20 protein-coding genes and 4 tRNA genes are annotated in these 25,809 nt (G+C 60.0%); 16 read left to right on the top strand and 8 right to left on the bottom strand.

The window, feature by feature from the left end:
- The first annotated feature begins 23 nt into the window (after positions 1 to 23).
- The 4 genes from trmH (at position 24) to I6L47_RS14200 (ending at position 3,359) form a co-directional block, all read left to right on the top strand.
- Positions 24 to 755, top strand: coding sequence for a tRNA (guanosine(18)-2'-O)-methyltransferase TrmH (gene trmH / locus I6L47_RS14215; RefSeq protein ID WP_042063570.1), 732 nt, complete (start codon positions 24 to 26; stop codon positions 753 to 755).
- Positions 755 to 1,414 (top strand): CatB-related O-acetyltransferase, encoded by a 660-nt coding sequence (locus I6L47_RS14210; RefSeq protein ID WP_216947663.1) that lies wholly within the window; start codon positions 755 to 757, stop codon positions 1,412 to 1,414. Before trmH ends, I6L47_RS14210 begins: the two co-directional genes overlap by 1 nt.
- Positions 1,414 to 2,454, top strand: coding sequence for an alpha/beta fold hydrolase (locus tag I6L47_RS14205; protein ID WP_216947662.1), 1,041 nt, complete (start codon positions 1,414 to 1,416; stop codon positions 2,452 to 2,454). The genes I6L47_RS14210 and I6L47_RS14205 overlap by 1 nt, the downstream gene beginning before the upstream one ends.
- Before the next feature lie 89 nt (positions 2,455 to 2,543).
- Positions 2,544 to 3,359 carry a Cof-type HAD-IIB family hydrolase gene (locus I6L47_RS14200; RefSeq protein WP_005357134.1) on the top strand — a complete coding sequence of 272 codons (816 nt, stop codon included), beginning with the start codon at positions 2,544 to 2,546 and terminating at the stop codon, positions 3,357 to 3,359.
- Between the two features lie 34 nt (positions 3,360 to 3,393).
- On the opposite strand, the gene I6L47_RS14195 is transcribed toward I6L47_RS14200, so the two are convergent.
- The 5 genes from I6L47_RS14195 to I6L47_RS14175 form a co-directional block, all read right to left on the bottom strand.
- Positions 3,394 to 3,909, bottom strand: coding sequence for a ricin-type beta-trefoil lectin domain protein (locus I6L47_RS14195; RefSeq protein ID WP_199415681.1), 516 nt, complete (start codon positions 3,907 to 3,909; stop codon positions 3,394 to 3,396).
- 179 nt (positions 3,910 to 4,088) lie between these two features.
- A tRNA-Pro gene (locus I6L47_RS14190) sits at positions 4,089 to 4,165 on the bottom strand.
- Between the two features lie 76 nt (positions 4,166 to 4,241).
- Positions 4,242 to 4,327, bottom strand: a tRNA-Leu gene (locus I6L47_RS14185).
- A gap of 20 nt (positions 4,328 to 4,347) precedes the next feature.
- Positions 4,348 to 4,423, bottom strand: a tRNA-His gene (locus I6L47_RS14180).
- Between the two features lie 51 nt (positions 4,424 to 4,474).
- Positions 4,475 to 4,551 (bottom strand) — tRNA-Arg (locus tag I6L47_RS14175).
- A gap of 232 nt (positions 4,552 to 4,783) precedes the next feature.
- Between I6L47_RS14175 and I6L47_RS14170 the strand changes: the two genes are divergently transcribed.
- The 10 genes from I6L47_RS14170 to I6L47_RS14125 all read left to right on the top strand — a co-directional run bounded on the left by I6L47_RS14170 (position 4,784) and on the right by I6L47_RS14125 (position 21,448).
- Positions 4,784 to 5,380: a TetR/AcrR family transcriptional regulator gene (locus I6L47_RS14170; protein ID WP_005339267.1), complete on the top strand. Its 597-nt coding sequence runs from the start codon at positions 4,784 to 4,786 to the stop codon at positions 5,378 to 5,380.
- Positions 5,377 to 6,510: an efflux RND transporter periplasmic adaptor subunit gene (locus I6L47_RS14165; protein WP_005355753.1), complete on the top strand. Its 1,134-nt coding sequence runs from the start codon at positions 5,377 to 5,379 to the stop codon at positions 6,508 to 6,510. The genes I6L47_RS14170 and I6L47_RS14165 overlap by 4 nt, the downstream gene beginning before the upstream one ends.
- A 15-nt stretch (positions 6,511 to 6,525) precedes the next feature.
- Complete coding sequence (locus tag I6L47_RS14160) at positions 6,526 to 9,606, top strand: multidrug efflux RND transporter permease subunit (protein WP_128815628.1); 3,081 nt, start codon at positions 6,526 to 6,528, stop codon at positions 9,604 to 9,606.
- A 118-nt stretch (positions 9,607 to 9,724) separates the two neighbouring features.
- Positions 9,725 to 11,692: an ATP-binding protein gene (locus tag I6L47_RS14155; protein WP_216947661.1), complete on the top strand. Its 1,968-nt coding sequence runs from the start codon at positions 9,725 to 9,727 to the stop codon at positions 11,690 to 11,692.
- A 76-nt stretch (positions 11,693 to 11,768) separates the two neighbouring features.
- Positions 11,769 to 13,118 (top strand): glutathione-disulfide reductase, encoded by a 1,350-nt coding sequence (gorA, locus tag I6L47_RS14150; protein ID WP_042054367.1) that lies wholly within the window; start codon positions 11,769 to 11,771, stop codon positions 13,116 to 13,118.
- A 463-nt stretch (positions 13,119 to 13,581) separates the two neighbouring features.
- Positions 13,582 to 15,276, top strand: coding sequence for a potassium-transporting ATPase subunit KdpA (gene kdpA / locus I6L47_RS14145; protein ID WP_216947660.1), 1,695 nt, complete (start codon positions 13,582 to 13,584; stop codon positions 15,274 to 15,276).
- A gap of 67 nt (positions 15,277 to 15,343) precedes the next feature.
- Complete coding sequence (gene kdpB / locus I6L47_RS14140) at positions 15,344 to 17,401, top strand: potassium-transporting ATPase subunit KdpB (RefSeq protein WP_216947659.1); 2,058 nt, start codon at positions 15,344 to 15,346, stop codon at positions 17,399 to 17,401.
- Positions 17,402 to 17,463: 62 nt separating this feature from the next.
- The gene (locus I6L47_RS14135; protein ID WP_005342295.1) at positions 17,464 to 17,991 is read left to right on the top strand and encodes a potassium-transporting ATPase subunit C; all 528 of its coding nucleotides are present in this window, start codon (positions 17,464 to 17,466) and stop codon (positions 17,989 to 17,991) included.
- 126 nt (positions 17,992 to 18,117) lie between these two features.
- Complete coding sequence (locus I6L47_RS14130; protein WP_216947658.1) at positions 18,118 to 20,706, top strand: sensor histidine kinase KdpD; 2,589 nt, start codon at positions 18,118 to 18,120, stop codon at positions 20,704 to 20,706.
- Between the two features lie 58 nt (positions 20,707 to 20,764).
- The gene (locus I6L47_RS14125) at positions 20,765 to 21,448 is read left to right on the top strand and encodes a response regulator (protein WP_005357169.1); all 684 of its coding nucleotides are present in this window, start codon (positions 20,765 to 20,767) and stop codon (positions 21,446 to 21,448) included.
- 4 nt (positions 21,449 to 21,452) lie between these two features.
- Here the strand turns inward: I6L47_RS14125 and I6L47_RS14120 are convergent, their stop codons facing one another.
- Positions 21,453 to 22,580 (bottom strand): multidrug effflux MFS transporter, encoded by a 1,128-nt coding sequence (locus I6L47_RS14120; RefSeq protein WP_216947657.1) that lies wholly within the window; start codon positions 22,578 to 22,580, stop codon positions 21,453 to 21,455.
- A 92-nt stretch (positions 22,581 to 22,672) separates the two neighbouring features.
- On the opposite strand from I6L47_RS14120, the gene I6L47_RS14115 reads away from it, so the two are divergent.
- Positions 22,673 to 23,497, top strand: coding sequence for a helix-turn-helix domain-containing protein (locus I6L47_RS14115; RefSeq protein WP_216947656.1), 825 nt, complete (start codon positions 22,673 to 22,675; stop codon positions 23,495 to 23,497).
- Here the strand turns inward: I6L47_RS14115 and I6L47_RS14110 are convergent.
- The gene (locus I6L47_RS14110) at positions 23,427 to 23,660 is read right to left on the bottom strand and encodes a hypothetical protein (protein WP_005342304.1); all 234 of its coding nucleotides are present in this window, start codon (positions 23,658 to 23,660) and stop codon (positions 23,427 to 23,429) included. The two genes, I6L47_RS14115 and I6L47_RS14110, sit on opposite strands and share 71 nt — an antisense overlap.
- A 293-nt stretch (positions 23,661 to 23,953) precedes the next feature.
- On the opposite strand from I6L47_RS14110, the gene I6L47_RS14105 reads away from it, so the two are divergent.
- Complete coding sequence (locus tag I6L47_RS14105) at positions 23,954 to 25,204, top strand: valine--pyruvate transaminase (RefSeq protein WP_216947655.1); 1,251 nt, start codon at positions 23,954 to 23,956, stop codon at positions 25,202 to 25,204.
- Positions 25,205 to 25,276: 72 nt separating this feature from the next.
- On the opposite strand, the gene I6L47_RS14100 is transcribed toward I6L47_RS14105, so the two are convergent.
- Positions 25,277 to 25,717, bottom strand: coding sequence for an Hsp20 family protein (locus I6L47_RS14100; protein WP_216947654.1), 441 nt, complete (start codon positions 25,715 to 25,717; stop codon positions 25,277 to 25,279).
- Between the last annotated feature and the right edge of the window lie 92 nt (positions 25,718 to 25,809).

The following is a 25,809-nucleotide window of genomic DNA, read 5'->3' as shown; positions in this document are numbered from 1 at the left end:
CTGCTGCTTTTTAAGAGACAACCATGACCCCCGAACGCTTCAAGCGCATCACCGATATGCTGGCCCAGCGTCAGCTCGATTTGACCGTCTGTATGGAAGAGGTACACAAACCTCACAACCTGGCTGCCATCGTGCGTACCGCCGATGCCATCGGCATCCACCGGGTACACGCCGTCTGGCCCAAGACCTGGATCCACAAGCGCAAGGGCACCGCCCGCGGCAGCCAGAACTGGGTGGATGTAAAACTGCACCCGGATATCGGCAGTGCGGTAGCCGAGCTGAAAGCCTCCGGCATGCAGATCCTGGCGACCCACCTCTCCGACAGCTCGGTCGATTTTCGCGCCATCGACTACACCAAACCGACCGCCATTCTGGTGGGACAGGAGAAGCACGGCATCGGTGAAGAGGCGCTGGCCCTGGCCGATCACCATATCGTCATTCCCATGGTGGGCATGGTGCAATCCCTCAACGTCTCGGTGGCTGCTGCCGCCATCCTCTACGAGGCGCAGCGCCAGCGCGAGCTGGCCGGTTGCTATCAACGCGGCTGCCCGCTCACGCTGGAGGAGCAGAACAGCATCCTGTTCGAGGGGGGTTATCCTATCTATGCCCAACTCTGCAAAGAGAAAGAGATGCCCTATCCCCAGCTCGGTCCGGCCGGTGAAATTCTGGCGGACGAAGAGTGGTGGCAACGGATGCAGCTGACCCGCAAAGGGTGGGCGCAGCAGAGCGAACAGGACGATCCGCAGGAGGAGTGATGGAGAACCCTTTTGGCAGCTGGCTGGAATCGCAAATCATCCGGGATCACCTGACCAACCCGAACATAGAGGCCGGCGACTACAGCTACTACTCCGGCTACTACCACGGCAAGCCATTCGAGGATCACTGCGTCCGCTACCTGCTCGGCGATGGCTCGACCCGCGACACCTGGGAGAGCGGCCTCTGGGGCGAGGTGGACCGGCTGATCATCGGCAAGTTCTGCTCCATCGGCTCGGGCGCCACCTTCATGCTGGCGGGCAATCAGGGCCACCGGCTGGATTGGGTCTCCACCTTCCCGTTCAATCCCGACACCTTTGGCGAAGGGGCCCGCAGCGGCTTTCAGCGCAAGGGGGACACCCGGGTTGGCAACGATGTCTGGATCGGCTCGGAAGCGATGATCATGCCCGGCATCACCATAGGTGATGGCGCCGTCATCGCCACCCGCGCCGTGGTGACCAAAGATGTGGCCCCTTACACCATAGTCGGCGGCAACCCGGCCCAACCGATCCGCCGCCGTTTCAGCGATGAGCAGATCCTCATGCTGCAAGAGATGCAGTGGTGGGACTGGCCCCTGCCTCGCTTGCAAGCCAGCATGGCGCTGCTCTGCTCGGGGGATATCGCCGCCCTTTATCACCATTGGCAACAGGAGTGTGCCTGATGAAACCCCTCTCTCTTTCCCTGTTGGCCCTGACCCTGTTTTCTGCCGGAGCCCTTGCCGTGACCAATACCTATCAGCTCACCAGCGAAGCCGATGTACCCAGCCTCTACCAGCAAACCCTGCCCGACTTCTGGCGCCAGCATGCGGTGGAAGGAGAGTTCAAGGGCAAGGATGGGGTGACCATCCGCTATGCTGCGCTACGGCAAGCCAAGGTCGATCGCGCCATCCTGATCGTCAATGGCCGGGTCGAGAGCTACCTCAAGTATCAGGAGCTGGCGTGGGATCTCTGGCGTCAGGGCTACAGCCTCTACCTTATCGACCATCGCGGTCAGGGGATGTCTGGCCGGATGCTGAATGACCCGCAGAAGGGATATGTCGACCAGTTCGACGATTATGTGGTCGATCTGAAGCAGTTTCACGACCAGATCATCATGGCGGACCACCCTGCCAAGCTGTTCCTGCTGGCCCACTCCATGGGCGGTGCCATCTCGGCCCGCTATCTCGAGCGCTGGCCGGATGATATCAAGGCGGCCGTGCTCTCCTCCCCCATGCTGGGCATCAATCTCGGCGGTCTGCCCAAGTGGCTGGCCAAGGGATTGGCGAGCACCATAGGCACGGTCGGCGGCTGGATTGGTGAGCCTCCCTACGGCCCAGGTCAGGGCGCCTATCAGGATCACGGCTTTGCCGATAACGAGCTGACTCACAGCCAGCCCCGCTATCAGGCGTTCCGCCAGCTCTACGAACAGCACCCGCAGATCAAGCTGGGTGGCGCGACCGCCCACTGGATTTATCAGGGGATCACAGGTGCCGATGCCGCCATCGCCGATGCGGGCGCCATCAAAACCCCGCTACTGGTGCTGCAGGCTGGCGACGACAGCGTGGTGGACAATGCCGCGCAGGATCGCTTCTGCACCATGGCCAAGTGCGAAGGGGGCAAGCCACTGCGCATCGAGGGGGCCTGGCACGAGCTGTTTATCGAATCCGATGACAAGCGCCAGCCCGCCCTGACCGCGATGGTCGACTTTTTCGCCCGCTTCTGAGCTGGCTATTTTTTGTAACCCTAAATAAATGGGGTGACAGTGCGGGCTAAGGTAAACTGCCCCTGTTTTCAATCGATGCCGAGGTAATGATGTTCAAGGTAGTTGTATCCGATCTCGATGGCACTCTGCTCAACAAGCAGCACCAGATCTCTCCCCGTACCCGGGATACCCTGCACCGCCTGGTAGAACAAGGTGTGAAATTCGTGGTCGCCACCGGCCGTCATCATGTTGACGTTCGCAGCTTCCGCGATGCGCTGGGGATGGACATCTACCTCATTACCTCCAATGGCGCCGTGGTCCATGACAAACAGGATCAGCTGATTTTCAACCAGCCGCTGCCGACCGAGATCGCCGCCGAACTGATTGCCCTGGAGCGCGACCCCTCTATCCACCTCAATGTCTATCAGGGTGATGACTGGGTGGTGGAAGAGGAGCTGCCCTGGCTGCTGCAGTTCCACGACGAGTCAGGGTTCACCTACCGCCTGGTCGATGACCTGAAACAGGAACCGAAAGAGCAGATCAACAAGGTGTTCTACATCGGCGACCACGAGAAACTGCTGAAGATCGAGGCACACCTCAACCAGCGCTATGGCGATCAGCTCAATGTCACCTTCTCCCTGCCGGACTGCCTCGAAGTAATGCATGCCGGGGTGCACAAGGGCAATGCTGTGCGGGCCGTGCTGGAGCAGAACGGGTTCGATATGTCGGAGGCGATCGCCTTCGGCGATGGTATGAACGACTTCGAGATGTTGACCATGGTGGGGCGCGGCATCGTGATGGGCAACGCCCATGACCGCCTGAAAATGGCGCTGCCGGAGTACGAGCAGACCCTCACCTCCGACGAAGATGGCGTCGCCGTCTATCTGGAGAAGCTGTTCAAGCTGGAGAGCGTCAGCGCAGCCTGATCCTCTTCATCCCGACATTCGATTCAACAAAGCCTCACCATGTGAGGCTTTGTTTTTTCAGTGTTTCCAGCCAGGGATTGGGCCGCTGCCAGCTGAAGCTCTGGTTCGCTCCACCGTAGCATTCGGCCAGCCGCAGCGGCGTGCCGGGGGTATGGCGTCGCCCGGCCACATCGAGGCAACGGGAGACCTTGCTGTTGAACAGCCTGTCTTTCTGCCACTCCCACTGCGCCTGACCGTCACAGGGTGCCAGCATCACTTCGCTGTCGTTTTTGGCTTGCAGGCAGAGCTCCTGCAGGCGCAACTCACCCAGATCCCACTCGAACAGTTGATCGTCTTTTCCGCTGCAAGGTTGTGCCAACACCTTCTGTTGGGACACCGCAACGCAAAAATCACCGCTGGTCAGCAAGGGGGAAAGAGAGCGCTCCTCCTGCGGTTGTGAAGCAATGGAGCCCATCATCACATCGGTGGATGGCGGCTTGATGGTACAGCCACCCAGCAGCAAGGCAGCCAGCAGGGCGGGAGAGCAAGCAAAGGAAATTTTGTTATTCATGGAAAAATGCCTGAAATGGGCCGATGACATCCGGTTGTCAGTGACTCGAGGCTGAAGCATAACCGAAAGGCGGGGCGCGCTGCCCAAATAGAGTGTAAACAGACGTAACAGGGAGAGAGTGCTGGCCCAGCGGAGGCCGGAAAGCAAAAAACCCCGCCGAAGCGAGGTTTTTCTAAATGTGGTCGGTGATAAAGGATTCGAACCTTTGACCCTCTGGTCCCAAACCAGATGCGCTACCGGACTGCGCTAATCACCGAGGCTATTTCTTTCAAAATAGTTTACTTCAAAAAAACAAAGACGACCTGATGGTCATCCTCGTCATACAGCAAGTATGGTGCGAAGAGAGGGACTCGAACCCTCACACCCGAGGGGCACTAACACCTGAAGCTAGCGCGTCTACCAATTCCGCCACCTTCGCGTACCTGACAAGCTGTAAAATGGGGTGGCTGATGGGGCTCGAACCCACGACAACCGGAATCACAATCCGGGACTCTACCAACTGAGCTACAGCCACCACAGCTGTTTTCGTTCCACAACAACGCCCGTTTAACCGACGCACTTTTGATGGTGCGCCCGACAGGATTCGAACCTGTGACCTCTGCCTCCGGAGGGCAGCGCTCTATCCAGCTGAGCTACGGGCGCTACGCTGTCGAACGGGGCGCATTATTAATGATGGTTGCTGGTTTGTCTACACTTTTCTGTCACCGAAACACTGTTCGTTGTTTTTTCAAGCACATTGCGCACTTTTCTTCCACTATTCCCCTGCTGCCAGCCGAAAAGAGGCAGATCGCAGTCGCAAATCGCCTTGCTGCCTTGACTTGATTTGATGCCCATCTAGAATGAATGAACGTTCATTCAATCGAAAGTCACACTGATGATTCTGGATAAAAAAGAGAGCATCTTCAACGCGGCCCATGAGGTGCTGGGTGAACGGGGTTTTCATGGTCTGTCGATTGCGGAAGTCGCCAAGAAGGCCAATGTTGCCACCGGCACCATCTATCGCTACTTCGGCGACAAGGATGATCTGATCCGGCAACTGCACCAGCACACTATCTTGCAGTGTGTGCCCATGGTCATGGCCGATGTAGCAATCGATAAAGTTTCATTTCAACAATTTCGCCAATTATGGCTCAATATTCATGCCATTTTTGTTAACGAACCCAACGCTATCCGGTGCAAATTGCAGTACGAGAGCTCTCCGCTAGGGGCAGAATTGGAGACCAATCCTGTCATTCTGGCCGCTTGGGAGCCTCTGGACCGATTTTTTGAACAGGGCGTTGAACAAGGATTGTTTATTGATTTACCGATACGGGCACTCCAGGTGTTGAGTCTGGACAGTGTCATGCATCTGGCCCTGCAGTGCAGGGTGCACAACATCACGCTGACCGAATCGCAGTTGGAAACCGCGATCCGGGCCAGCTGGAATGCCATTTTATCCCCCAATCTTTCCACCTCAGGAGCCTGTTCATGAAAAAGTGGATGGCCATTATGTTGCTGATAGCGATCGCCTTGTTTGGCAGCGTCATCGGCTTCAATTTGTTCAAACAGAAGATGATTGCCCAATATATGGCCAACCGGCCGGAACCCGAGTTCCCCGTCACCGCCATGGTGACCAAGGCGCAGGATTGGGTACCGACCATCGAAGCGATCGGCTTCATCGAGCCGAATCAGGGGGTGACCCTCTCCACCGAACTGGCCGGCACCATTGATGCCATCACCTTCGAGTCGGGCAAACCGGTCAAGGCAGACCAGCTGCTGCTGAGCCTGGACTCCACCGTGGAGCGGGCCAATCTGCGCGCCTCCCAGGCCAAGCTGCCGGCGGCAAAAGCCAAGTTCGATCGTTTCCAGAACCTCTACAAGACCAGCTCCATCTCCAAAGAGCAGCTGGATGAGGCGGAAGCGGCCTATCGCTCGCTGGAAGCGGATATCGAGAGTCTGAAGGCGACCATTGCCCGTCGTGAAGTGCGCGCGCCCTTTAGCGGCGTGGTCGGCCTGCGCAATGTGTTCCTCGGTCAGTATTTGCAGCCGGGCACAGATATCGTGCGCCTGGAGGATACCAGCGTGATGCGCCTGCGCTTCACCGTACCCCAGACCGATATCTCCAAAATCAAGCTGGGCCAGACCATCAAGATCAATGTGGATGCCTATCCGCAAACCCAGTTTGACGGTCACATCACCGCCATCGAGCCTGCGGTCAACTTCCAGAGCGGCCTGATCCAGGTACAAGCAGACATTCCGAACAACGACGGTCAGCTCCGTTCCGGTATGTTCGCCCGCGCCAGCATCATTCTGCCGACGGTGAAAGATCAGATCGTGATCCCGCAGACCGCTATCTCCTTCACCCTTTACGGTCAGAACGTCTACGTGCTCAAAGAGGGCGAAGAGACCGACAAAGAGGGTAACAAGGTGAAAGTGCTGCGAGCCAAGCAGGTTGTGGTCAAGGCTGGTGAGCGCCGTGGCAACGATGTGCATGTGCTCTCCGGCATCCAGGCCGGTGACCAGATCGTACTGTCGGGTCAGGTTCGCCTGAGCAACGACACCAAGGTGCATGTGGTCGAGAACGACGCCCTGGCCGTTCCGGCACAAACCCCGATGCTGTAAGCGCGGAGATCTGCGATGCGATTTACTGACATATTTATAAAACGGCCTGTGCTGGCGATCTCGCTCAGCTTCCTGATCGCCTTGCTGGGCTTTCAGGCCATCTTCAAGATGCAGGTACGGGAATACCCCGAGGTGACCAACACGGTGATCACCGTCAGCACTGGCTACTATGGCGCCAGTTCTGATCTGATCCAGGGGTTCATCACCCAGCCGCTGGAACAGGCGGTCGCGCAAGCCGACAACATCGACTTCATGACCTCCTCCAGCCAGCTGGGCAGCTCCACCATCACTGCGTACATGAAGCTCAACACCGACCCCAACGCCGCGCTGTCCGACATCCTGGCGAAGGTGAACTCGGTGCGCTCCCAGTTGCCGAAAGAGGCGGAAGACCCGTCGGTCACCTCCTCCACCGGTTCAACCACAGCGGTGCTCTACCTCGGCTTTACCAGCCCGGAGCTCAACTCCAGCCAGATCACCGACTATCTGGAGCGGGTTATCAAGCCGCAGCTCTTTACCGTGGGCGGGGTCTCCAAGGTTGACCTCTACGGCGGTGTCGAGTTTGCCCTGCGGGTATGGCTGGATCCGGCCAAGATGGCGGCCTTCAACCTGACTGCCAGTGACGTGATGACGGTGCTCAACAGCAACAACTATCAGTCCGCGACAGGTCAGGCGACCGGTTACTTTACCCTGTTCAACGGCAACGCCGAGACCCAGGTCAAGGATGTCGACGAACTGAAGCGTCTGGTCGTTGCTACCCGTGACGGCAAGGTGATCCGCCTTTCCGACATTGCCAAGGTGACCCTCGAGAAGAGCCACGACATCTATCGTGCCAGCGCCAACGGCCGCGAAGCAGTGGTCATGGCGGTCAACGCTGCGCCGACAGCCAACCCCATCAACATCGCCCACGATGTGCTGGCGTTGCTGCCGAGCCTTGAGCGCAATATGCCGAGCACCATGCGTCTCAACGTGATGTATGACTCAACAGTGGCGATCAACGAGTCCATCCACGAGGTTATCAAGACCATCCTGGAGGCAGCCGCCATCGTTCTGGTGGTCATCACCCTGTTCCTCGGTTCGTTCCGCGCGGTCATCATCCCGATCATCACCATTCCGCTCAGTCTTATCGGCGTAGTGATGATGATGGATATGTTCGGCTTCTCGATAAACCTGATGACCCTGCTGGCGATGGTGCTGGCGATCGGTCTGGTGGTGGATGACGCCATCGTGGTGCTGGAGAACGTCGACCGCCATATCAAGGAGGGGGAAGAACCGTTCCGGGCCGCCATTATCGGTACCCGTGAAATTGCGGTGCCGGTTATCGCCATGACGGTCACCCTGGCGGCGGTATACGCGCCTATCGCCCTGATGGGTGGTATCACCGGCTCCCTGTTCAAGGAGTTTGCCCTGACGCTGGCTGGCGCCGTGTTCGTCTCGGGCATCATCGCCCTGACTCTGTCCCCGATGATGTGTTCCAAGATGCTCAAGGCCAACGAGCAGCCGGGCAAGTTCGAGAGCACAGTCCACCACCTGCTGGAACGGATGACCGATCGCTACGACAGCATGCTGCACGCCGTGATGAAAAAGCGCCCCGTCATCGTGGTGTTCGCCGTCATCGTCTTCGCCAGCCTGCCGCTGCTGTTCAAGTTTATCCCGAGCGAACTGGCACCGTCAGAGGACAAGGGGGTAATGGCCGTGCTGGGTACCGCACCGTCCAACGCCAACCTGGACTACATCGAAAACACCATGGCGGATGTGAACAAGATCCTGGACGACCAGCCCGAGATCGCCTTCTCCCAGGTCTTCTCAGGGGTGTTCAACGCCAACCAGGCGTTCGGTATCGCCTCCATGGTGCCCTGGAGCCAGCGTGAAGCTAGCCAGAAAGAGGTGCTGGATCGGGTTGCCAATCTGGTGAAAGACATCCCGGGTATGGCAATCACCACCTTCCAGTTCCCGGAACTGCCGGGTGCATCGAGTGGTCTGCCTATCCAGTTCGTCATCACCACCCCGAACAGCTTCGAAAGCCTGTTCCTGGTGGCCGGTGAAATTCTGGCAGCGGCGCAGAGTAACGGTCAGTTCGTCTATTCGGATCTCGATCTGAACTACGACTCCGCCACCATGAAGATCCGCATCGACAAGGACAAGGCGGGTGCCTACGGTATCACCATGCAGGATATCGGTATCACCATGGGCACCATGATGGCGGACGGTTACGTCAACCGTATCGACCTGGATGGCCGCTCCTACGAGGTGATCCCGCAGGTCGAGCGCAAGTACCGTCTCAATCCGGAGTCCATCAAGGGCTATTACGTGCGGGCCGCCGACGGCAAGTCGATACCGCTCGGCAGTCTGATCAGCATTGAAGTGGTTGGCGAGCCCCGTGCCCTGCCCCACTTCAACCAGCTGAACTCCGCCACCATAGGCGCCGTTCCGGCTCCGGGCGTGGCCATGGGTGATGCGATCAACTGGTTCCAGACCACCGCCGACGAGAAGCTGCCGCAAGGCTATCGTTACGACTTCATGGGTGAAGCCCGTCAGTTCGTCACCGAAGGCAATGCACTCTATGCCACCTTCGCGCTGGCACTGGCCATCATCTTCCTGGTGCTGGCGATCCAGTTCGAGTCGGTGCGTGACCCGCTGGTCATCATGGTCTCTGTACCGCTCGCCATCAGCGGGGCCTTGATTGCCCTGGCATGGGGACTGGCGACCATGAACATCTACTCCCAGGTGGGCCTCATCACCCTGGTGGGTCTGATTACCAAGCACGGTATTCTGATCTGCGAGGTAGCCAAGGAGGAGCAACTGCTGCGCGGAATGAACCGGATGGAAGCCGTGATGCAGGCCGCCAAGGTGCGTCTGCGTCCGATCCTGATGACCACTGCCGCAATGATTGCCGGTCTGATCCCGCTGCTCTACGCCGCTGGCGCCGGTGCGGCACAGCGTTTCAGTATCGGTATCGTCATCGTGGCCGGTCTTGCCATCGGTACCCTGTTTACCCTGTTCGTGCTGCCGGTGATCTACACCTATCTGGCCTCCGAGCACAAACCCTTGCCGGTATTCGATGAAACCATTCCGCCCAAAGCAAACGGCGGACATTAATCATCAATGACATGCAAAGGCCCCGTATCGGGGCCTTTTTTATGCTTCGCAGGAAAGACGACATAAGTGCATGAAGCAGTTAAACTAAAAAACACCACATCCAGACCGCAAGGACGCCATGTCAGGACTCTTCTCCAAGACCGCCAGGGCCGTAGGCCGCAACGGACTCTCATATCGCCTGCTCTCCTACATTCTGGTTTGCAGTACCGTATTGGCGATGATCATTACGGCGCTGCAACTCGCGTGGGATTACCGCAAGGATGTCGCCGTCATCGAAGACAGCATCGGCCAGATCGAGGCCTCGTTTCTGCAACCCATCGCTGCCAGCTTGTGGAACCTGGATGAAGAGCAGGTCAAAGTGCAAATTGAAGGGATCATGAACCTGCCAAACATGCAGTTCGTGATGGTCAAGGAGATGCTCGGCAACTCCGAAGTCCCGCTGCTGACCCAGGGGGTCGAGCGGGAAAGCTATGATATCTCCCGCGAATTCAACCTCACCTATCAGGGTGAAATCGTTGGCAAGCTGTTCGTTGCCGCCTCTCTCGAGCAGATCTACCAGCGCCTCATCGAAAAATCGGTGCTGATCATGGTCAGCCAGACCATCAAGACCCTGGTGGTCTCATTTTGCATCCTGGTCATCATTTACTATCTGGTGGTCAGGCACATCAACCGCATCGCCAACTACGCCCAGAAGTTCAACCTCGATCGGCTCGACATGGCGCTGGAGCTGGAAGGCCGCCCGCAGCCACGCAAGAAACCCGATGAGCTGGATACCCTGGTCTCCACCCTCAACCAGATGCGTACCCGACTGCGTGACGAGCTGGTTGCCCGCCATCAGGCGGTCGAACAACTGCAAAAGGAACGGGACTTCTCCGCCACCCTGATCAACTCCGCCAACATGGTCATCTGCTGCATGGAACCGGATTTGACCATCGCCAGCATCAACCCGGCAGCCATCCTGCTGACCGGCTACCACCAGCAGGAGCTGTTGCAGCACAACTGGCTGGATCTCTTTGTCAGCCCGGCGCAACGGGAAGAGCTGAACGATATTCTGGCGGCGGAAGGTTCACTGGCCGACAAAGAGGTCATCATGCATGACCAGCAGGCCCATGAGCTGGTACTGCAATGGACCTTCGTACCCTTCTACGATGGTCCCAACCTCAAGTACCAGATCGGCTTCGGCTACGACATCACCCAGCTGAAAAAGGTCGAGCGGGAGATTATCCAGCTCAACGAACAGCTGGAAGGCAAGGTGGTAGAACGTACCCGCAGCCTGAGCGAAGCCAACAACCAGCTCGGCAAGGCGTACGACGACCTGAAACAGGCCCAGCAGACCCTTGTGGAGTCGGAGAAGATGGCCTCCCTCGGCTCGCTGGTGGCCGGGGTGGCACACGAGATCAACACTCCGATCGGCATCAGCGTAACCGCCTCCTCCTACCTGCAGGAGCGGGTCGCCGACTTCAAGTCCCATATCGACTCCAAGCAGCTGTCGCGCTCCTATCTCAACGAGTTCACCGTCAACCTCGACGAGTCGATGCAGCTGCTGCAGAGCAACCTGCGGCGCGCCTCCGAGCTGATCGCCAGCTTCAAGCAGGTGGCTGTCGACCAGTCATCGGAAGCACGCTACAACTTCAGCCTCGCCGACAACCTCCATCAGGTGGTGGTCTCGCTTGGCCACAAACTGAAGAAGAGCCAGTGCGAAGTGGATATTCAGTGCGATCCCAAGCTGTCGATCTTCTCCTTCCCGGGCAGCTTTACCCAGATCTACTCGAACCTGATCCTCAACTCTATCAACCACGGGTTCGACAACTGGGACAAACCGAAGAAGATCACCATCAAGGTGGAACAGCAGGGAGAGGAGCTGTTTATCGACTACTCGGACAACGGCCGCGGCATCCCGCCAGAAATCTTGCCGCGCATCTTCGATCCCTTCGTCACCTCCAAGCGGGGTCAGGGCGGCAGCGGTCTGGGCACACACATCATCTACAACCTGGTGGTGCAACTGCTGAAAGGCCGTATCAGCTGTGCCAGCGAACCGGGCCAGGGCGCCCAGTTCCATATTCGCCTGCCGACCCAACATAACTGAGCGCTGGCTCTTGTGAGCCAGCCGCTTTATCCCCATCATGCTGTGATTGCATTCTTAATGAGCGGAGAACCTCGCAATGGCACAGCATTTTGACTATATCGCCATCGGCGGCGGCAGCGGCGGTATTGCGTCTGCCAACCGGGCTGCCATGTACGGTAAGAAAGTTGCCCTGATTGAAGCCAAAGAGTTGGGTGGAACCTGCGTCAACGTAGGCTGCGTACCGAAGAAGGCCATGTGGTATGCCGGCCAGATCGCCGATGCCCTGAAATATGGCGCCGACTACGGCTTTGACACCACCCTCAACCACTTCAACTGGGCCAAGCTGGTCGAGTCCCGCCAGGCCTACATCGGCCGCATTCACCAGTCCTATCAGAACGTGCTGGGCAAGAACCAGATCACCGTCATCAAGGGCTTCGCCCGCTTCGTCAGCAGCAACACCATCGAGGTCAATGGCGAGCACTACACGGCCGATCACATCCTGATCGCCACCGGTGGCCGCCCGGAAATTCCGGCGATCCCGGGTGCCGAGCTGGGTATCGACTCCGACGGTTTCTTTGACCTGCAAAGCCAACCCAAGCGGGTTGCCGTGGTGGGTGCTGGCTATATCGCGGTCGAGATCGCAGGGGTGATGCAGGCGCTCGGCTCAGAGACCCATCTGGTGGTGCGCAAGCACGCGCCGCTGCGCAACTTCGACCCCATGATCCACGAAACATTGGTCGAAATCATGGCGCAGGAAGGGCCCAAGCTGCACACCCACGCCATTCCCAAAGCCGTGCTCAAGAATGCTGACAACAGCCTGACCCTGCAACTGGAAGATGGTCGCCACCTCACCGTTGACTGCCTGATCTGGGCCATCGGCCGGGTACCGGCTACCGACAACCTCAATCTGGCCGCCGCAGGCATCACGCTGGACGAGAAGGGCTTTATCCCGACCGACAAGTTCCAGAACACCTCTGTCGCCAACATCTATGCGGTGGGTGACAACACGGGTCGCATCCAGCTCACGCCGGTAGCCGTCGCGGCGGGCCGCCGCCTCTCCGAGCGGCTGTTCAACAACAAGCCGAACGAACACCTCAACTACGATCTGGTGCCGACCGTGGTGTTCAGCCACCCGCCCATCGGCACCATAGGCATGACCGAACCTGAAGCCATCGCCGAATACGGCGAGGACCAGGTGAAGGTCTACCGCAGCCAGTTCACCGCCATGTACTCGGCACTGACCCAGCATCGCCAGCCCACCCGGATGAAGCTGGTCTGTGTCGGCCCGGAAGAGAAGGTGGTCGGTCTGCATGGTATCGGCTTTGCGATGGACGAGATCCTGCAAGGTTTCGGCGTCGCCATGAAGATGGGTGCCACCAAGGCGGACTTCGACAACTGCGTGGCTATCCATCCGACCAGTGCTGAAGAGTTCGTGACAATGCGATAGGTACGTTTGAAGTTGGCCTGTCACGAGCAGCCGGCTTCTACAGCCATCTAACCCCTTCCCCCAAACCCGGCTCAGGCCGGGTTTTTTGATCCCTCCTCGCCATTTATCTCGCAAATCCGTCGTTCTTTACGCCGATTTTACGCCTGCCACATGGCGCTTTATGGCGCCTTTACGCCTGTTTTACATACCCTTTCCAGCGTCAATGACACCAACAGAGTCGATATGATCTTACATCGGCTCTCGCAGCTAATTATCTCAATGGAGTCGATATGAATTGGCTATATCTGCTGCTCGTCCTCGCCTTGATGGCCTATCTGATGCGCGCACTCACGCGCAGTCACTAGTGAGGGACTACCTATATGCAGCAAGAAATTATCTACCCGGTGGCCAGCAAACTGCCGAGCCTCGTGAGCAATCCAATGCGTGCCCTGACGCACCGTGACCACGAGTGAGGAACTAGAACATGTGGCAAGAAATAATCTATCCGGTGGCCTTCGTGCTGCTGGTTCTGCTGCCGGCACCGCTGCTGGGCAACTACATCTACCGGGTATTTGAAGGCAAAATCCACTGGCTGGCACCGGTCGAGCGCGCCACGCTGGCTTGCTGTGGCACCGATGGGCGGGAGCAGGACTGGAAGTCCTACGCCCTCAGCCTGCTGGCCTTCAACGGCGCCGGTTTCGGTCTGCTGTTCCTGATCCTGATGGCGCAGGGGTTGCTGCCCCTCAACCCGCAACAACTGCCGGGTCTGAGCTGGCAACTGGCATTCAACACCGCGGTCAGCTTTATGACCAACACCAACTGGCAAGCCTATTCCGGTGAGGCCAGCCTCTCCTACTTCAGCCAGATGGTGGGCCTGACCACCCAGAACTTCGTCTCCGCAGGGACGGGTGCCGCCGTCGCCATTGCCCTGTTCCGCGGTATCGCCCGCCAGCAGACCATCAACCTTGGCAACTTCTGGCAGGATCTGGTGCGTTTCTGCCTCTATGTGCTGCTGCCCATCGCACTGATCATGGCACTGGTGCTGGTATGGCAAGGGGTGCCGCAAAGCCTGTCAGCCTACCTGCCGTTCCACGGTGTGGAAGGTCAGGAGCAGCTGCTGCCTCTCGGCCCGGCTGCTTCGCAAATTGCCATCAAGCAGCTCGGCTCCAACGGCGGTGGCTTCTTCGGCATCAACTCCGCCCACCCGTTCGAGAACCCGACAGCCCTCTCCAACTGGCTGGAGATGGTCGCCCTGCTCACCATCGCCGCCGCCATGGTCTTTACTCTGGGCCGCTATGTGAAGGACATGGCCCACAGCCGCGCCATTCTCGGCGCCATGACCCTCATGCTGGTGCTGGGGCTCTTCGTCTCCCTCTCCCAGGAGCTCAAACCGGATCACGCCCTCGCCCAGCTCACCACTGACGCCAGCAACATGACTGGCAACTGGGAAGGCAAGGAGAGCCGCTTCGGCCCTGTGCTCTCCAGCATCTGGGAAGTGGCGACTACTGCCGCCTCCAACGGTGCCGTCAACGCCATGCACGACAGCTTTACTCCGCTCGGCGGCATGGTGGGCATGATCAACATGCTGCTGGGTGAGGTCATCTTCGGCGGGGTCGGCTCCGGTATCTACGGCATGATGCTGTTCGTGCTTCTGACCGTGTTCCTGTGCGGCCTGATGGTAGGGCGCACCCCGACCTATCTGGGCAAACGCCTCGGCATCACCGAAATGAAGTGGGTCGTCGCCAGCATGCTGGTCATGCCGGTGGGGGTTTTGGTGATCGGTGGTGTCACCCTGCTGATGCCGGATGCCAGCAGCATCATCGGCCATGATGGCCCGCACGGTCTGTCACGCCTCATCTATGCCTATGCCTCGGCTGCCGGCAACAACGGCTCCGCCTTCGCCGGTTTTGCCGCCGGTGACAACTGGCAGTGCATCGCCATCGGTCTGGCCATGCTGCTCGGTCGCTTCGGCTACATCATTCCGGTACTGGCCATCGCCGGTCAGCTGGCCCGTGCGCCCCGTCAGGAGACGAGCGAAGGGGACTTCCCCATCAGCGGCCCGCTGTTCGTTACCCTGCTGATCATCACCGTCCTGCTGATAGGTGGCCTATCCTTCCTGCCGGTGCTGGCACTGGGCCCGGTGGCCGAACATCTGAGTCTGATCGGAGGGGCACTCTGATGAACCTGACCCTGTCGATCACCATCCGGATGCCAATGGCCAACTATCTGATGCTGGGAGCTTTCCAATGAGCAAGTCCACTACAATGAGCACCGACACCATGTTGGTGAAGGGCAAAAAACAGAAATCACAGATCATCCAGGCAATGATTGAGGCCCTCTATCGCTTCAATCCCAAGGCGCTGTTTGGCAGCCCCATCCTGTTTACCCTCTGGCTGGCCGCAGTCATGGCGACCGTGGAGTCCCTGCTGGGGCAGCCCTTCTCGGGGGTTGCCCCCTCGCTGGCCTGGCAGCTGACCGCCTGGCTCTGGCTGACCCTCTGGTTTGCCAACTTCGCGGAAACCCTGGCCGAGGGGCGCGGCAAGGCCCGCGCCGATAGCCTGAAAGCGGGCATGAGCCAGCTCAAGGCCCGCCGGGTGGCGAATGCCAAAGATGGTCAGGGCGAGTGGGTACCCGCCACCAGCCTGATGAAGGGGGACCTGGTGCTGGTACGCAGCGGCGAGATGATCCCGGCCGACGGCGAAGTGATCGCCGGTATCGCCTCGGTCAACGAGGCGGCCATCACCGGCGAATCCGCCCCCGTCATCCGCGAGTCGGGTACCGACCGCAGCGGCGTAACCGGCAACACTACGGTCGTCTCCGACGAGATCTGGGTGCGCGTCAGCAACAATCCGGGCGAGAGCACGCTGGATCGGATGATCGCACTGGTGGAAGGGGCCAAGCGCCAGAAAACACCCAACGAGATGGCACTCGACGCCCTGCTGGTGGGTCTGACCCTGATCTTCCTGCTGGTGGTCGCCACCCTGCCCTGGTTCCTCGACTACAACGGCACCCAGGTCCCGCGTCTCTACCTGATCGCTCTCTTTATCACCCTGATCCCGACCACCATCGGTGGCCTGCTCTCCGCCATCGGCATTGCCGGTATGGATCGACTGGTGAAGCTGAACGTCATCGCCAAGTCTGGCCGTGCCGTGGAAGCGGCTGGTGACGTGCGCACCCTGCTGCTGGACAAGACAGGCACCATCACCTTCGGCAACCGGATGGCCGACGAACTGATCCCGGCACCGGGCGTCGACCCCGCCCTGCTGGCACAAGCCGCCATGCTGGCCTCGCTGGGTGACAATACCCCGGAGGGCAAATCCATCCTGACTCTGGCCAGCAAGAGCATGGCCAAGCCGAGCCAGCTGGAGAGCGACAAGGTGATCCCCTTCAGCGCCGAGACCCGGCTGAGCGGACTGGATCGCAACGGTCATCAATATCGCAAGGGTGCGGTGGATGCCGTGTTGAACTACCTGAGCCTCGACCGCAAGGCGGTGCCTGAGCTGGTGCTCAAGTCAGTCGACAGCATCGCCCGTCAGGGTGGCACCCCGCTGCTGGTATGCACTCAGGAGAAACTGCTGGGGGTGGTCTACCTCAAGGACATCATCAAGCCCGGTATCAAGGCTCGCTTCCAGATCCTGCGCCATATGGGGATCCGTACCGTGATGATCACCGGTGACAACCCGAAAACCGCCGCTGCCATCGCCGCCGAAGCCGGGGTGGATGACTTCATCGCCGAAGCGACGCCGGAGAAGAAGCTCGCCTATATCCGTCAGGAGCAGGCCGATGGTCGTCTGGTCGCCATGTGCGGTGACGGCGCCAACGACGCGCCCGCGCTGGCACAGGCTGACGTGGGGCTGGCCATGAACGAGGGTACCCAGGCCGCCAAGGAGGCGGGCAACCTGGTGGATCTCGACTCCAACCCCACCAAGCTGCTGGACGTGGTGCTGGTCGGCAAACAGTTGCTGGTGACCCGTGGCGCCCTAACCACCTTCTCCATCGCCAACGACGTGGCCAAGTACTTCGCCATCCTGCCAGCCCTGTTCATCGCCGCCTACCCGCAACTGGGGGCACTGAACCTGATGCAGCTGGGCAGCCCGCAGAGCGCCATCCTGTCGGCCATCATCTTCAACGCTCTGATCATTGTGGCGCTGGTGCCGCTGGCACTACGCGGTGTCAACCTGAAAGGGTCGGCCGCCAGCCTGCTGCGCCGCAACCTGCTGATCTACGGGGTCGGCGGCCTGCTGGTGCCGTTTATCGGCATCAAGCTGATCGATCTGGTCATTACCGGCCTGGGTCTGGTGTAACGACATAACCGGGATGCGGGTCAGACCCGCATCCCCAACCATCCTTTTGGAGCAAGAGAATCATGATAGCAATCAGAACCCTGTTGACCCTCACCCTGCTGCTGGGGGTCGCCTACCCGCTGGCGGTCACCGGACTGGCCCAGCTGCTCTTCCCCTGGCAGGCCAACGGCAGCCAGCTGACCGACAGCAAACAGCAACTGATCGGTAGCGCCCTGCTAGGGCAGAAATTCGAGCGGGCTGACTACTTCCATCCCCGTCCCTCCGCCAGCGATTTCAACACCATTGGCGGCAGCGCCAGCAATCTGGGGATGAGCTCACCGCTGCGGGCAGAGTTTGCCGAACAGGTGGCCAAGGCACAGCCTGGAACCCGCTCCCCCGCCATGCTGACCCGCTCCGCCTCCGGCCTCGATCCCCACCTGCCGCTGGATGCGGTGCTGGCTCAGGTGGACCGCGTCGCCAAAGAACGTGGACTGGATCCCGCCCAACTGACGGAGCAGGTCAAGTCGGCCACACAAGCTGGTATCCTTGGCCCGCAGGTGGTCAACATTCTCCAGCTGAATCTGCAACTGGATCATCAAAAGGGCGCCTGATGGTGCCCATTCCGGTTTGGTGATGACCTCGATTTTCGCAACGGGCGGTTGGCTCGATAGGGATAACAATGGCTGATGTAGCAAGCGCTGATGCCCTGCTGACGAGTCTGATGCAGGAGCATGGGGATGCGTGATGAGGTAAGGGCCGACGCCCTGCTGGCGAGCCTGGAACAGGAGCACAAGGGCAAGCTGAAAGTCTTTCTCGGGGCCGCCCCCGGCGTGGGCAAGACCTACGCCATGCTGCAGGCGGTACGGGAACAGGCCAAGGAGGGGGTCGACATCCTGATCGGCGTGGTGGAGACCCACGGCCGTCAGGAGACTCTGGCCCTGCTCGACAAGCTCGCCATCATGCCGCGCAAGATCCACATGCACCGCCAGCAGCGACTGGAGGAGATGGATCTCGACGGCCTGCTCGCCCGCAAACCGGCCATCGCCGTGGTGGACGAGCTGGCCCACAGCAACGCCCCCGGCAGCCGCCACGAGAAGCGCTGGCAGGATGTGGAGGAGCTGCTCAACGCCGGGATCGACGTCTACACCACCCTCAACGTGCAGCATCTGGAGAGTCTCAACGATCTGGTGTGGCAGCTGACCGGGGTCAGGGTGAAAGAGACCCTGCCCGATCAGGTGCTGCTGGAAGCCGACAGTCTGGTGCTGATCGACCTGCCCCCCAAGGAGCTGCTCGGCCGCCTCAAGGAGGGCAAGGTCTATGTACCCCATCAGGCCAAGGCGGCACTGCAATCCTTCTTCTCCCTAAATAACCTCACCGCATTGCGGGAGCTGGCGATGCAGACCGCCGCCAGCCATGTGGAGGGCGATCTGCAACTGCAGTGGCAGGCAGCAGGCAAGAGCACCTTGCCGCTGCGGGGCAAGCTGATGGTCTGCCTCGGTGACCTGCACGGCTCGGCGCTGGTGCGCTACGGCCACCGCTTTGCCCAGCGCCGTCAGCTCCCGTGGCTGGTGGTGCATGTCGACAGCAATGGCCGCCGCTCGGCCGATGTGGAGCAGGCGCTGGCGCTCGCCTCCCACCTCGGTGCCAAGGTGCTGACCCTCTCCAGTCCGGCGGTCGCCAACACCCTGCTGGAGACCGCCGAACAGCAGCAGGTCTCCCAGCTGCTGCTCGGCAAACCTCACAAGGCGCCGTGGCGCCGCTCGCTGGTGCAACACCTGCTCAAACAGGCGCAGGGGCTCGAAATCACGCTGGTCGATACCGAGAAGCAGAAGCCCGAAGTGGGAATGCGCGTCCCGACCCCGAAGGATATTCACCACAGCCTGCTGGCAGTGGTGATCATGGGGATCACCTCGGCCGCCGCCTGGGGGCTCTCTTACTGGCTGCCCCCCGCAGCGTTGCCGCTCATCTTCGTGCTGGGGGTGCTGGCGACTGCCCTCACCACCAGTCTGGTGCCCGCCACACTGGCGGCTGTGCTGGGCTTTATCGCCCACAATCTGCTGTTCACCGCCCCCTACTTCTCCCTGAGCGTCGCCAACCACAGCGACCTGCTCACCCTGTTTGTGCTGCTTATCATCGGCATGACGGCGGGGCGCCTCGCCTCCCGCCAGCGGCAACAGCTGATCGGTCTGCGCGAGACCCAGCAGCTGGGCAATGCCCTGCTCTCCCTCAGTCAGGGGTTAGCCACCGCCAGCAGCCCGGAGGAGGTGCTGAGACAAGGTGCCCAGGCCATTTCACTGGCGCTAGGCCAGCCAACCGTGGTGATCGACAAGGAGTTCAACGACAGGCTCGGCAACGAGAAGCACAGGCCCGGCCAGACCGACAAGGCGGCTATCGACTGGTGTCTGGCCCAGAAGCAGAGCGCCGGGGCCCACACCGCCACCCTCAATGCCGCCGAGGCCCAGTATCACCACCTCAGCGATGATCTGGTGATCGGCATAACGCTGGCCAATCCGCTCTCCTCCTCCGCCGAGCATCAGCTGCAGGCGCTGCTCACCGACATTCGCGCCGCGCTGGCGCGGATCGACCTCAACGAGCGGCTGGCCGACAGCCAGTTGCAGGCAGAGACAGACCGGATGCGCGCGGCCCTGCTCTCCTCGGTCTCCCACGATTTGAAAACGCCGCTGGCCACCATCATGGGGGCTGGCAGCACCCTGCTGGAATATGGTGACCGGATCCCCGCCGAAGACCGCGACGAACTGCTCCACTCGGTGCAGGAGGAGGCGCGCCGCCTGCACAGCTATGTGCAGAATCTGCTGGATATGACCCGCATCGGCTCCCCCGACTTCCAGCTGAAACGGGACTGGGTCGATCTGGCCGATCTGGTGGAGAGCGCCCGCAAGCGGCTCGACTCCTCCTGGCGCCAGCACAAGCTGCTGGTCCATTTCGATCAGCATGTGCCCCAGCTCTATGTCCATGGCGCCCTGATCGAACAGGTGCTGGTCAACATCCTCGACAACGCCTCTCGCTACTCGCCGGCTGGCACCCCCATCGAGTTCAAGGTGATGGTGGCCGAACCCGACCTTATCATCGACATCATCGATATCGGGGTCGGTATCGCCGAGTCGGATCGGGAGAAGATCTTCAACCTCTTTTACACCCAGCCGGTGGGTGATTGCGGCAGCCGTGGCACCGGGCTTGGCCTCGCCATTTCCCGCGCTATGATAGAGGCCCACGGCGGCAAGATTTGGGCCTTCTCCGGCCCGAATGGCAACGGCACCTGCATGCGCATCTCCCTGCCGCTAGCCCTCAATTCACCGGAGGTCTGATGGCTGACCGCCAGCTCGGGTCACTCAGCCCCTCCCACCATTCGCCTCTGGAGGTTCGATGGCGCATATTCTGGTCATAGATGATGAAGCGGCGATCCGTCGCTTTCTGCGGATCAGCCTGATTGCCGAGGGGCATCAGGTGAGTGAGGCGGTGGGGGTCAATGAGGGGCTGGAGCAGTACCGTCACCTCAACCCCGATCTGGTGATCCTCGATCTCGGCCTGCCGGATGGCGATGGTATTCAGGTACTGCAGGCCATTCGCGAACATCACCCCAATCCGGTGCTGGTGCTGTCGGCCCGCGATTCGGAGCAGGAGAAGGTACGGCTGCTGGATGCCGGCGCCAACGACTACATGAGCAAGCCGTTCGGCATCGGCGAGATGATGGCCCGCATCCGTGTGCTCTTGCGCCAGCGGGCTGGCGTAAGCAGTGGCGAGCGGCGCCACTTCCCCCAATGCGGCCTGACGCTGGATGTCAGCAGCCACAAGGTGACCATGAAAGACGAGGAGATCCCTCTCTCCCGCAAGGAGTTCGCCCTGCTGCAGGCGCTGGTGTGCCACCCCGGCAAGCTGGTGATGCAGACCCAGCTGCTCAACGACATCTGGGGGCCGAGCCACAAGGAGGATACCCACTACCTGCGCATCGTCATCGCCAGTCTACGCAAAAAGCTGGGGGATAACCCCCAGCAACCGACGCTTATCGAGACTGAATCAGGTATCGGCTACCGCTTTATCGGCAACTGACGTTTCACGTGGAACGGCGCCCGCAGCAAATCAGCGCCAGCAAACCGCAGCCACTCAGCAACAGGCCGAGATCCTGCAATCCAGCCGCCACCGCCAACCCCAGACTGAGCAGCAGGTAGTAGCCAAGTCCGAACAGGGCGCCAGCACTGCCCGCTACTTCGCGATAGGCCAGCAGCGCCTGACTCAGCACGTTGGGGATCGCCACCCCGAAGGCCACCACCACACCCATCATGGGCAACAGGAACCAGAGGCTGGCCTGAGTCGCCCAAACCAGCAGCCCGGCGACCAGCGCCAGAGCGCAAGCCAACCTGACCAGAGAGGACGGCAGCCACCCCCTCCCCAGCAGATGCTTGTTGAGCAGGCTGCCGAGCAGAGTCGCCAGTGCCAGCAAGATCCCAGAGTAACCAAACTCGCCAGTGCTCAATCCCAATCCGGCAAACAGGAACGGCGCCAGACTGTAGTAACCAAACAGCATGGTGTTGAACAGGGCGACCAGCATGGCACTGCGCCAAAGCCCGCCATCCTTCATCATCCGACATGCCAGCGGCCAGAGTGCGACTCGCTGGCTGGTGGCCGGGCGGGTTTCCGGCAACTGCCAGCAGGTCACCAGCAGCAAACCTACTGCCAGTACCAGCAGACCGCTGAACACCCCGAGATAACCGAACCCTCTCGCCAGCTGGCCGCCACTTAGCAGCCCCAGCACCGGGCTCAAGGAAAGCGCTATACCCATCACCGAGAAGACCCGTGCCAGATCGCTGCCCTGATAGCTGTCGCGCAGCATGGTCTGGGTCACCACGGAGCCCACGGCGGCGCCAAAGGCCGAGATAACCCGGGCCAGCAGCAGGGTTTCAAACTGATTGGCCAGCAGCGCCAGCAAGGTGCCGACACCATAGGTGATCAGACCGGCCAGCATGGCGGGACGCCGCCCGATCAGATCGCAGAGCCGTCCCCAGCAGACCACGCCCACCGCAAACGCCAGAAAATAGACCGACAGGGTCTGGGATGCCTGCCCTTCGCTCACCCGAAACTGGCTGGCGATGTGGGTCAGGGCCGGGCTGTAGATGGTTTCCACAATTTGGGGAAACATCATCAATCCCACCACCAGCCAGAGCGGTGGCAACTTGTTGTTCATGACAAACCTCCTTCACAAGAGGTCGCCATTCTAGAGAGATGCCGATTGTCTGATTACAATAAGCAGGACTATAAACATCAAAAATCGGACATATGGCCTTTATTCTTCCCGATCACCCTTTTGACCCCGACCAGCTGACGGGCAGCGTGATCGGCATCGCCTCCGCCCTCGGCTGGCACGACTCGGGTCTGCATCAACATCAACGCCATCAGCTGCTGTTCGCCCAATCCGGCTGCATGACCATGGAGCTGGAAGGTCGGGTTTGCCTGCTGCCGCCCACCCGTGCCGCCTGGCTACCTGCGGGCACTGCCCACCGGGTATTGATGCGTGGTGTGGTGGCCTACCGCTCACTCTACTTCCAGCCGCACCCCGAGTTGCCCGGCACGGTGGAGGTGCTGGCGGTCAATCCGCTGCTGCACGAACTGATCGAGCGGATGGCGCTCTGGCCGTGGGACAAACCGCAAGAGCAGCAGCAACGGACGGTGGCACTGTTTATGGAGGAGTTGGGGCAGGCGCCACGGGAGTCGTGGCAGTTGCCGCTACCGACCGATCCCAGACTGGGTGACTGGCTACAGCAGTTGAAACGGGGAGATGCCCTGCCCGATCGGCTCAACCGGCTGGCCGAACGGGTGGGTGCCAGTGACAAGACCATTGGCCGCATCTTCATGCGGGAGACCGGCATGAGCTATCAGGCGTGGCGTCAGCAGTGGCGGCTGTTGCGCGCCATGGAGCTGCTGGCCGAAAGCGAACCCATCATCCGGATTGCCGCTGCGCTGGAGTTCTCCAGCGACAGCGCCTTCATCAGCTTCTTCAAACAACATACGGGACAGACCCCCCTGCGCTACCTCAACTCTCGGGGTGAGTCGCCACAGCCTGACTCGCCTCCACCACCAGGGTATCCAGCGCCAGCGGCTTGAGATTGTGCAACGCATCCTGCACCACGGCATGAGATGCCTGTTGCAACTCGCTCTGCACATCTTGCTCCAGTTGGGCACTCTCCAGCTCGGGCCGCGGGTTTTCGTTGGCCATCACGTTCAGGCTCAGGGCACTCACAATCAGGGTAGCGATCAGGCTTTTCATCTGGTTTGCTCCGGTATGGTTGAGATGACCAGATAGCTATTCCAATAGTTGTGCCAATCCTCACGCAATTTATAACATTATGATTTTGTTTAAATTAACTATATCTCGATACCAAATTGAGTCGCAAAATGCATCCCGCACGGTCATTTTTAAACCAACAGTTGGTGCTTTTAACCACGCTTAATTTTTGCACCATGTTCCACGTGGAACGTCCCATCTTTTTGATCGACACCCGCTTTTAAACTGAGCTATGGTGCTACATCCCCGTAACTCAAATCTGGATCTGTCACTGAATGGAATTTTCCTTGTTCGGCGAGAAGTTCACTCGCCACGCCGGCATTACCCAACTCATGGATGACCTCAATCAGGGGCTGACCAATCCGGACGCCATCATGCTGGGTGGCGGCAATCCAGCCCCCATCCCCGCCATGCTGGAACGCTTTCAGGCCGAGGCCAAGAGCCTGCTCGACAACGGCGAGCTGGTCAAAGCGATGGCCAACTACGACGGCCCACAGGGCAAAGACAGGTTCACCAAAGCGCTGGCAGCCCTGCTCAGCAAGGAGCTGGGATGGGACATCTCGGCCCGCAATATCGCCCTGACCAACGGCAGTCAGAATGCCTTCTTCTACCTGTTCAACCTGCTGGCCGGTGAATTTGCCGATGGCCGCAAGAAGAAGGTGCTGTTCCCGCTCGCCCCCGAATACATCGGCTATGCCGACTCGGCGCTGGCCGACGACTACTTCGTGGCCTACAAGCCCACCATCGAGAAGCTGCCCGATGGCCAGTTCAAATACCACGTGGATTTCGAGAGTCTGCAGGTAGGTGACGATATCGGGGTGATCTGTGTCTCCCGCCCGACCAACCCGACCGGCAATGTGCTGACCGACGAAGAGATCGAACATCTCGATCAGATCGCCCGCGACAAGGGAATCCCGCTGCTGCTCGACAACGCCTACGGCGTCCCCTTCCCGGGCATCATCTTCAGTGAGGCAAAGCCGTTCTGGAACGCCAATACCATCCTCTGCATGAGCCTCTCCAAGCTCGGCTTGCCGGGCACCCGCTGCGGCATCGTCATCGCCGACGAGAAGATCATTCAGGCCATCACCAACCTGAGCGGCATCATCAATCTGGCGCCGGGCAGTCTGGGGCCCGCCATCACCATCCCGATGATCGAGAGCGGCGATATCATCGCCCTCAGCGAACAGGTGGTGAAACCCTTCTATCAGCAAAAGGCAGAGCTGGCGGTGCAGCTGCTGCGCGAAGCGATCCCCGACCCGCGCTTCCACATTCACAAACCAGAAGGGGCCCTCTTCCTCTGGCTCTGGTTTGAAGGCTTGCCGATCCACTGTCAGGAGCTGTACGAGCGACTGAAGGCGAAAAACCTGCTGATCGTGCCGGGTCACTACTTCTTCCCCGGCATCGATGACCCCGAGTGGCGTCACAGCCAGGAGTGCATTCGCCTCAACTACTCCCAGAGCGAGGAGCTGGTGCGTCGCGGCATCGCCATTCTGGCCGACGAGATCAACGCCCTCTACGCCGGCTAAGTCAGTCCGGCCAGCCAAAAACAGAAAGGCCTGCAGATGCAGGCCTTTGTCGTTTATCGCGATCCGGTTTGCTTAGCCGGGCAGCGCCAACTGCTCGGGTTGGCCGATGGGGATGGCTCTGGGCTTGAGCGCCTCCGGCAGCTCGCGCGCCAGATCGATGGTCAGCAGACCATGCTCCAGCTTGGCCCCCTGCACTTCCACGTGCTGGCTCAGCTTGAAGGCGAGCTCGAAGTCACGCTCGGCAATCCCCTGATGGAGGAACTGACGCTCACCGGCCGCAGCCCCTTTGCGCCCCTTCACCTTGAGGGTGCCGTTTTCGGTTTCCAGCTCCAGCTCTTCGCGCTCGAAGCCAGCCACGGCGACCGTGATGCGATAGCCATCCTGATCGCACTTTTCAATGTTGTACGGGGGGTAAGCGGCGGTCTTCTGCTCGAACAGACCTTCCAGCTCGCGGGCCATCCGCTCGAAGCCGACGGCGTTGGAATAGAGATGAGAAAAATCGAGGTTACGCATAATCCTATCCTTCTAATAAGCAACAGGTTCAACTCTCCACAGGCCCGTCATCGGCACCCGGGAAATTTTAAAATTTCAGTGAATTCAGGCTA

The sequence above is a fragment of the Aeromonas sp. FDAARGOS 1417 genome (genome assembly GCF_019046985.1).
In the GTDB taxonomy this organism is placed as follows: Bacteria; Pseudomonadota; Gammaproteobacteria; order Enterobacterales; family Aeromonadaceae; genus Aeromonas; species Aeromonas veronii.
The sequence above is the reverse complement of the archived record's forward strand: the minus strand, read 5'-3'. Positions and strand labels throughout refer to the sequence as shown.

Excerpts from the sequence above, each read along its gene's own strand:
- trmH (WP_042063570.1), top strand. The coding sequence starts at position 24 with ATGACCCCCGAACGCTTCAAGCGCATCACCGATATGCTGGCCCAGCGT.
- I6L47_RS14210 (WP_216947663.1), top strand. The coding sequence starts at position 755 with ATGGAGAACCCTTTTGGCAGCTGGCTGGAATCGCAAATCATCCGGGAT.
- I6L47_RS14205 (WP_216947662.1), top strand. The coding sequence starts at position 1,414 with ATGAAACCCCTCTCTCTTTCCCTGTTGGCCCTGACCCTGTTTTCTGCC.
- I6L47_RS14200 (WP_005357134.1), top strand. The coding sequence starts at position 2,544 with ATGTTCAAGGTAGTTGTATCCGATCTCGATGGCACTCTGCTCAACAAG.
- I6L47_RS14195 (WP_199415681.1), bottom strand. The coding sequence starts at position 3,909 with ATGAATAACAAAATTTCCTTTGCTTGCTCTCCCGCCCTGCTGGCTGCC.
- I6L47_RS14170 (WP_005339267.1), top strand. The coding sequence starts at position 4,784 with ATGATTCTGGATAAAAAAGAGAGCATCTTCAACGCGGCCCATGAGGTG.
- I6L47_RS14165 (WP_005355753.1), top strand. The coding sequence starts at position 5,377 with ATGAAAAAGTGGATGGCCATTATGTTGCTGATAGCGATCGCCTTGTTT.
- I6L47_RS14160 (WP_128815628.1), top strand. The coding sequence starts at position 6,526 with ATGCGATTTACTGACATATTTATAAAACGGCCTGTGCTGGCGATCTCG.
- I6L47_RS14155 (WP_216947661.1), top strand. The coding sequence starts at position 9,725 with ATGTCAGGACTCTTCTCCAAGACCGCCAGGGCCGTAGGCCGCAACGGA.
- gorA (WP_042054367.1), top strand. The coding sequence starts at position 11,769 with ATGGCACAGCATTTTGACTATATCGCCATCGGCGGCGGCAGCGGCGGT.
- kdpA (WP_216947660.1), top strand. The coding sequence starts at position 13,582 with ATGTGGCAAGAAATAATCTATCCGGTGGCCTTCGTGCTGCTGGTTCTG.
- kdpB (WP_216947659.1), top strand. The coding sequence starts at position 15,344 with ATGAGCAAGTCCACTACAATGAGCACCGACACCATGTTGGTGAAGGGC.
- I6L47_RS14135 (WP_005342295.1), top strand. The coding sequence starts at position 17,464 with ATGATAGCAATCAGAACCCTGTTGACCCTCACCCTGCTGCTGGGGGTC.
- I6L47_RS14130 (WP_216947658.1), top strand. The coding sequence starts at position 18,118 with ATGCGTGATGAGGTAAGGGCCGACGCCCTGCTGGCGAGCCTGGAACAG.
- I6L47_RS14125 (WP_005357169.1), top strand. The coding sequence starts at position 20,765 with ATGGCGCATATTCTGGTCATAGATGATGAAGCGGCGATCCGTCGCTTT.
- I6L47_RS14120 (WP_216947657.1), bottom strand. The coding sequence starts at position 22,580 with ATGAACAACAAGTTGCCACCGCTCTGGCTGGTGGTGGGATTGATGATG.
- I6L47_RS14115 (WP_216947656.1), top strand. The coding sequence starts at position 22,673 with ATGGCCTTTATTCTTCCCGATCACCCTTTTGACCCCGACCAGCTGACG.
- I6L47_RS14110 (WP_005342304.1), bottom strand. The coding sequence starts at position 23,660 with ATGAAAAGCCTGATCGCTACCCTGATTGTGAGTGCCCTGAGCCTGAAC.
- I6L47_RS14105 (WP_216947655.1), top strand. The coding sequence starts at position 23,954 with ATGGAATTTTCCTTGTTCGGCGAGAAGTTCACTCGCCACGCCGGCATT.
- I6L47_RS14100 (WP_216947654.1), bottom strand. The coding sequence starts at position 25,717 with ATGCGTAACCTCGATTTTTCTCATCTCTATTCCAACGCCGTCGGCTTC.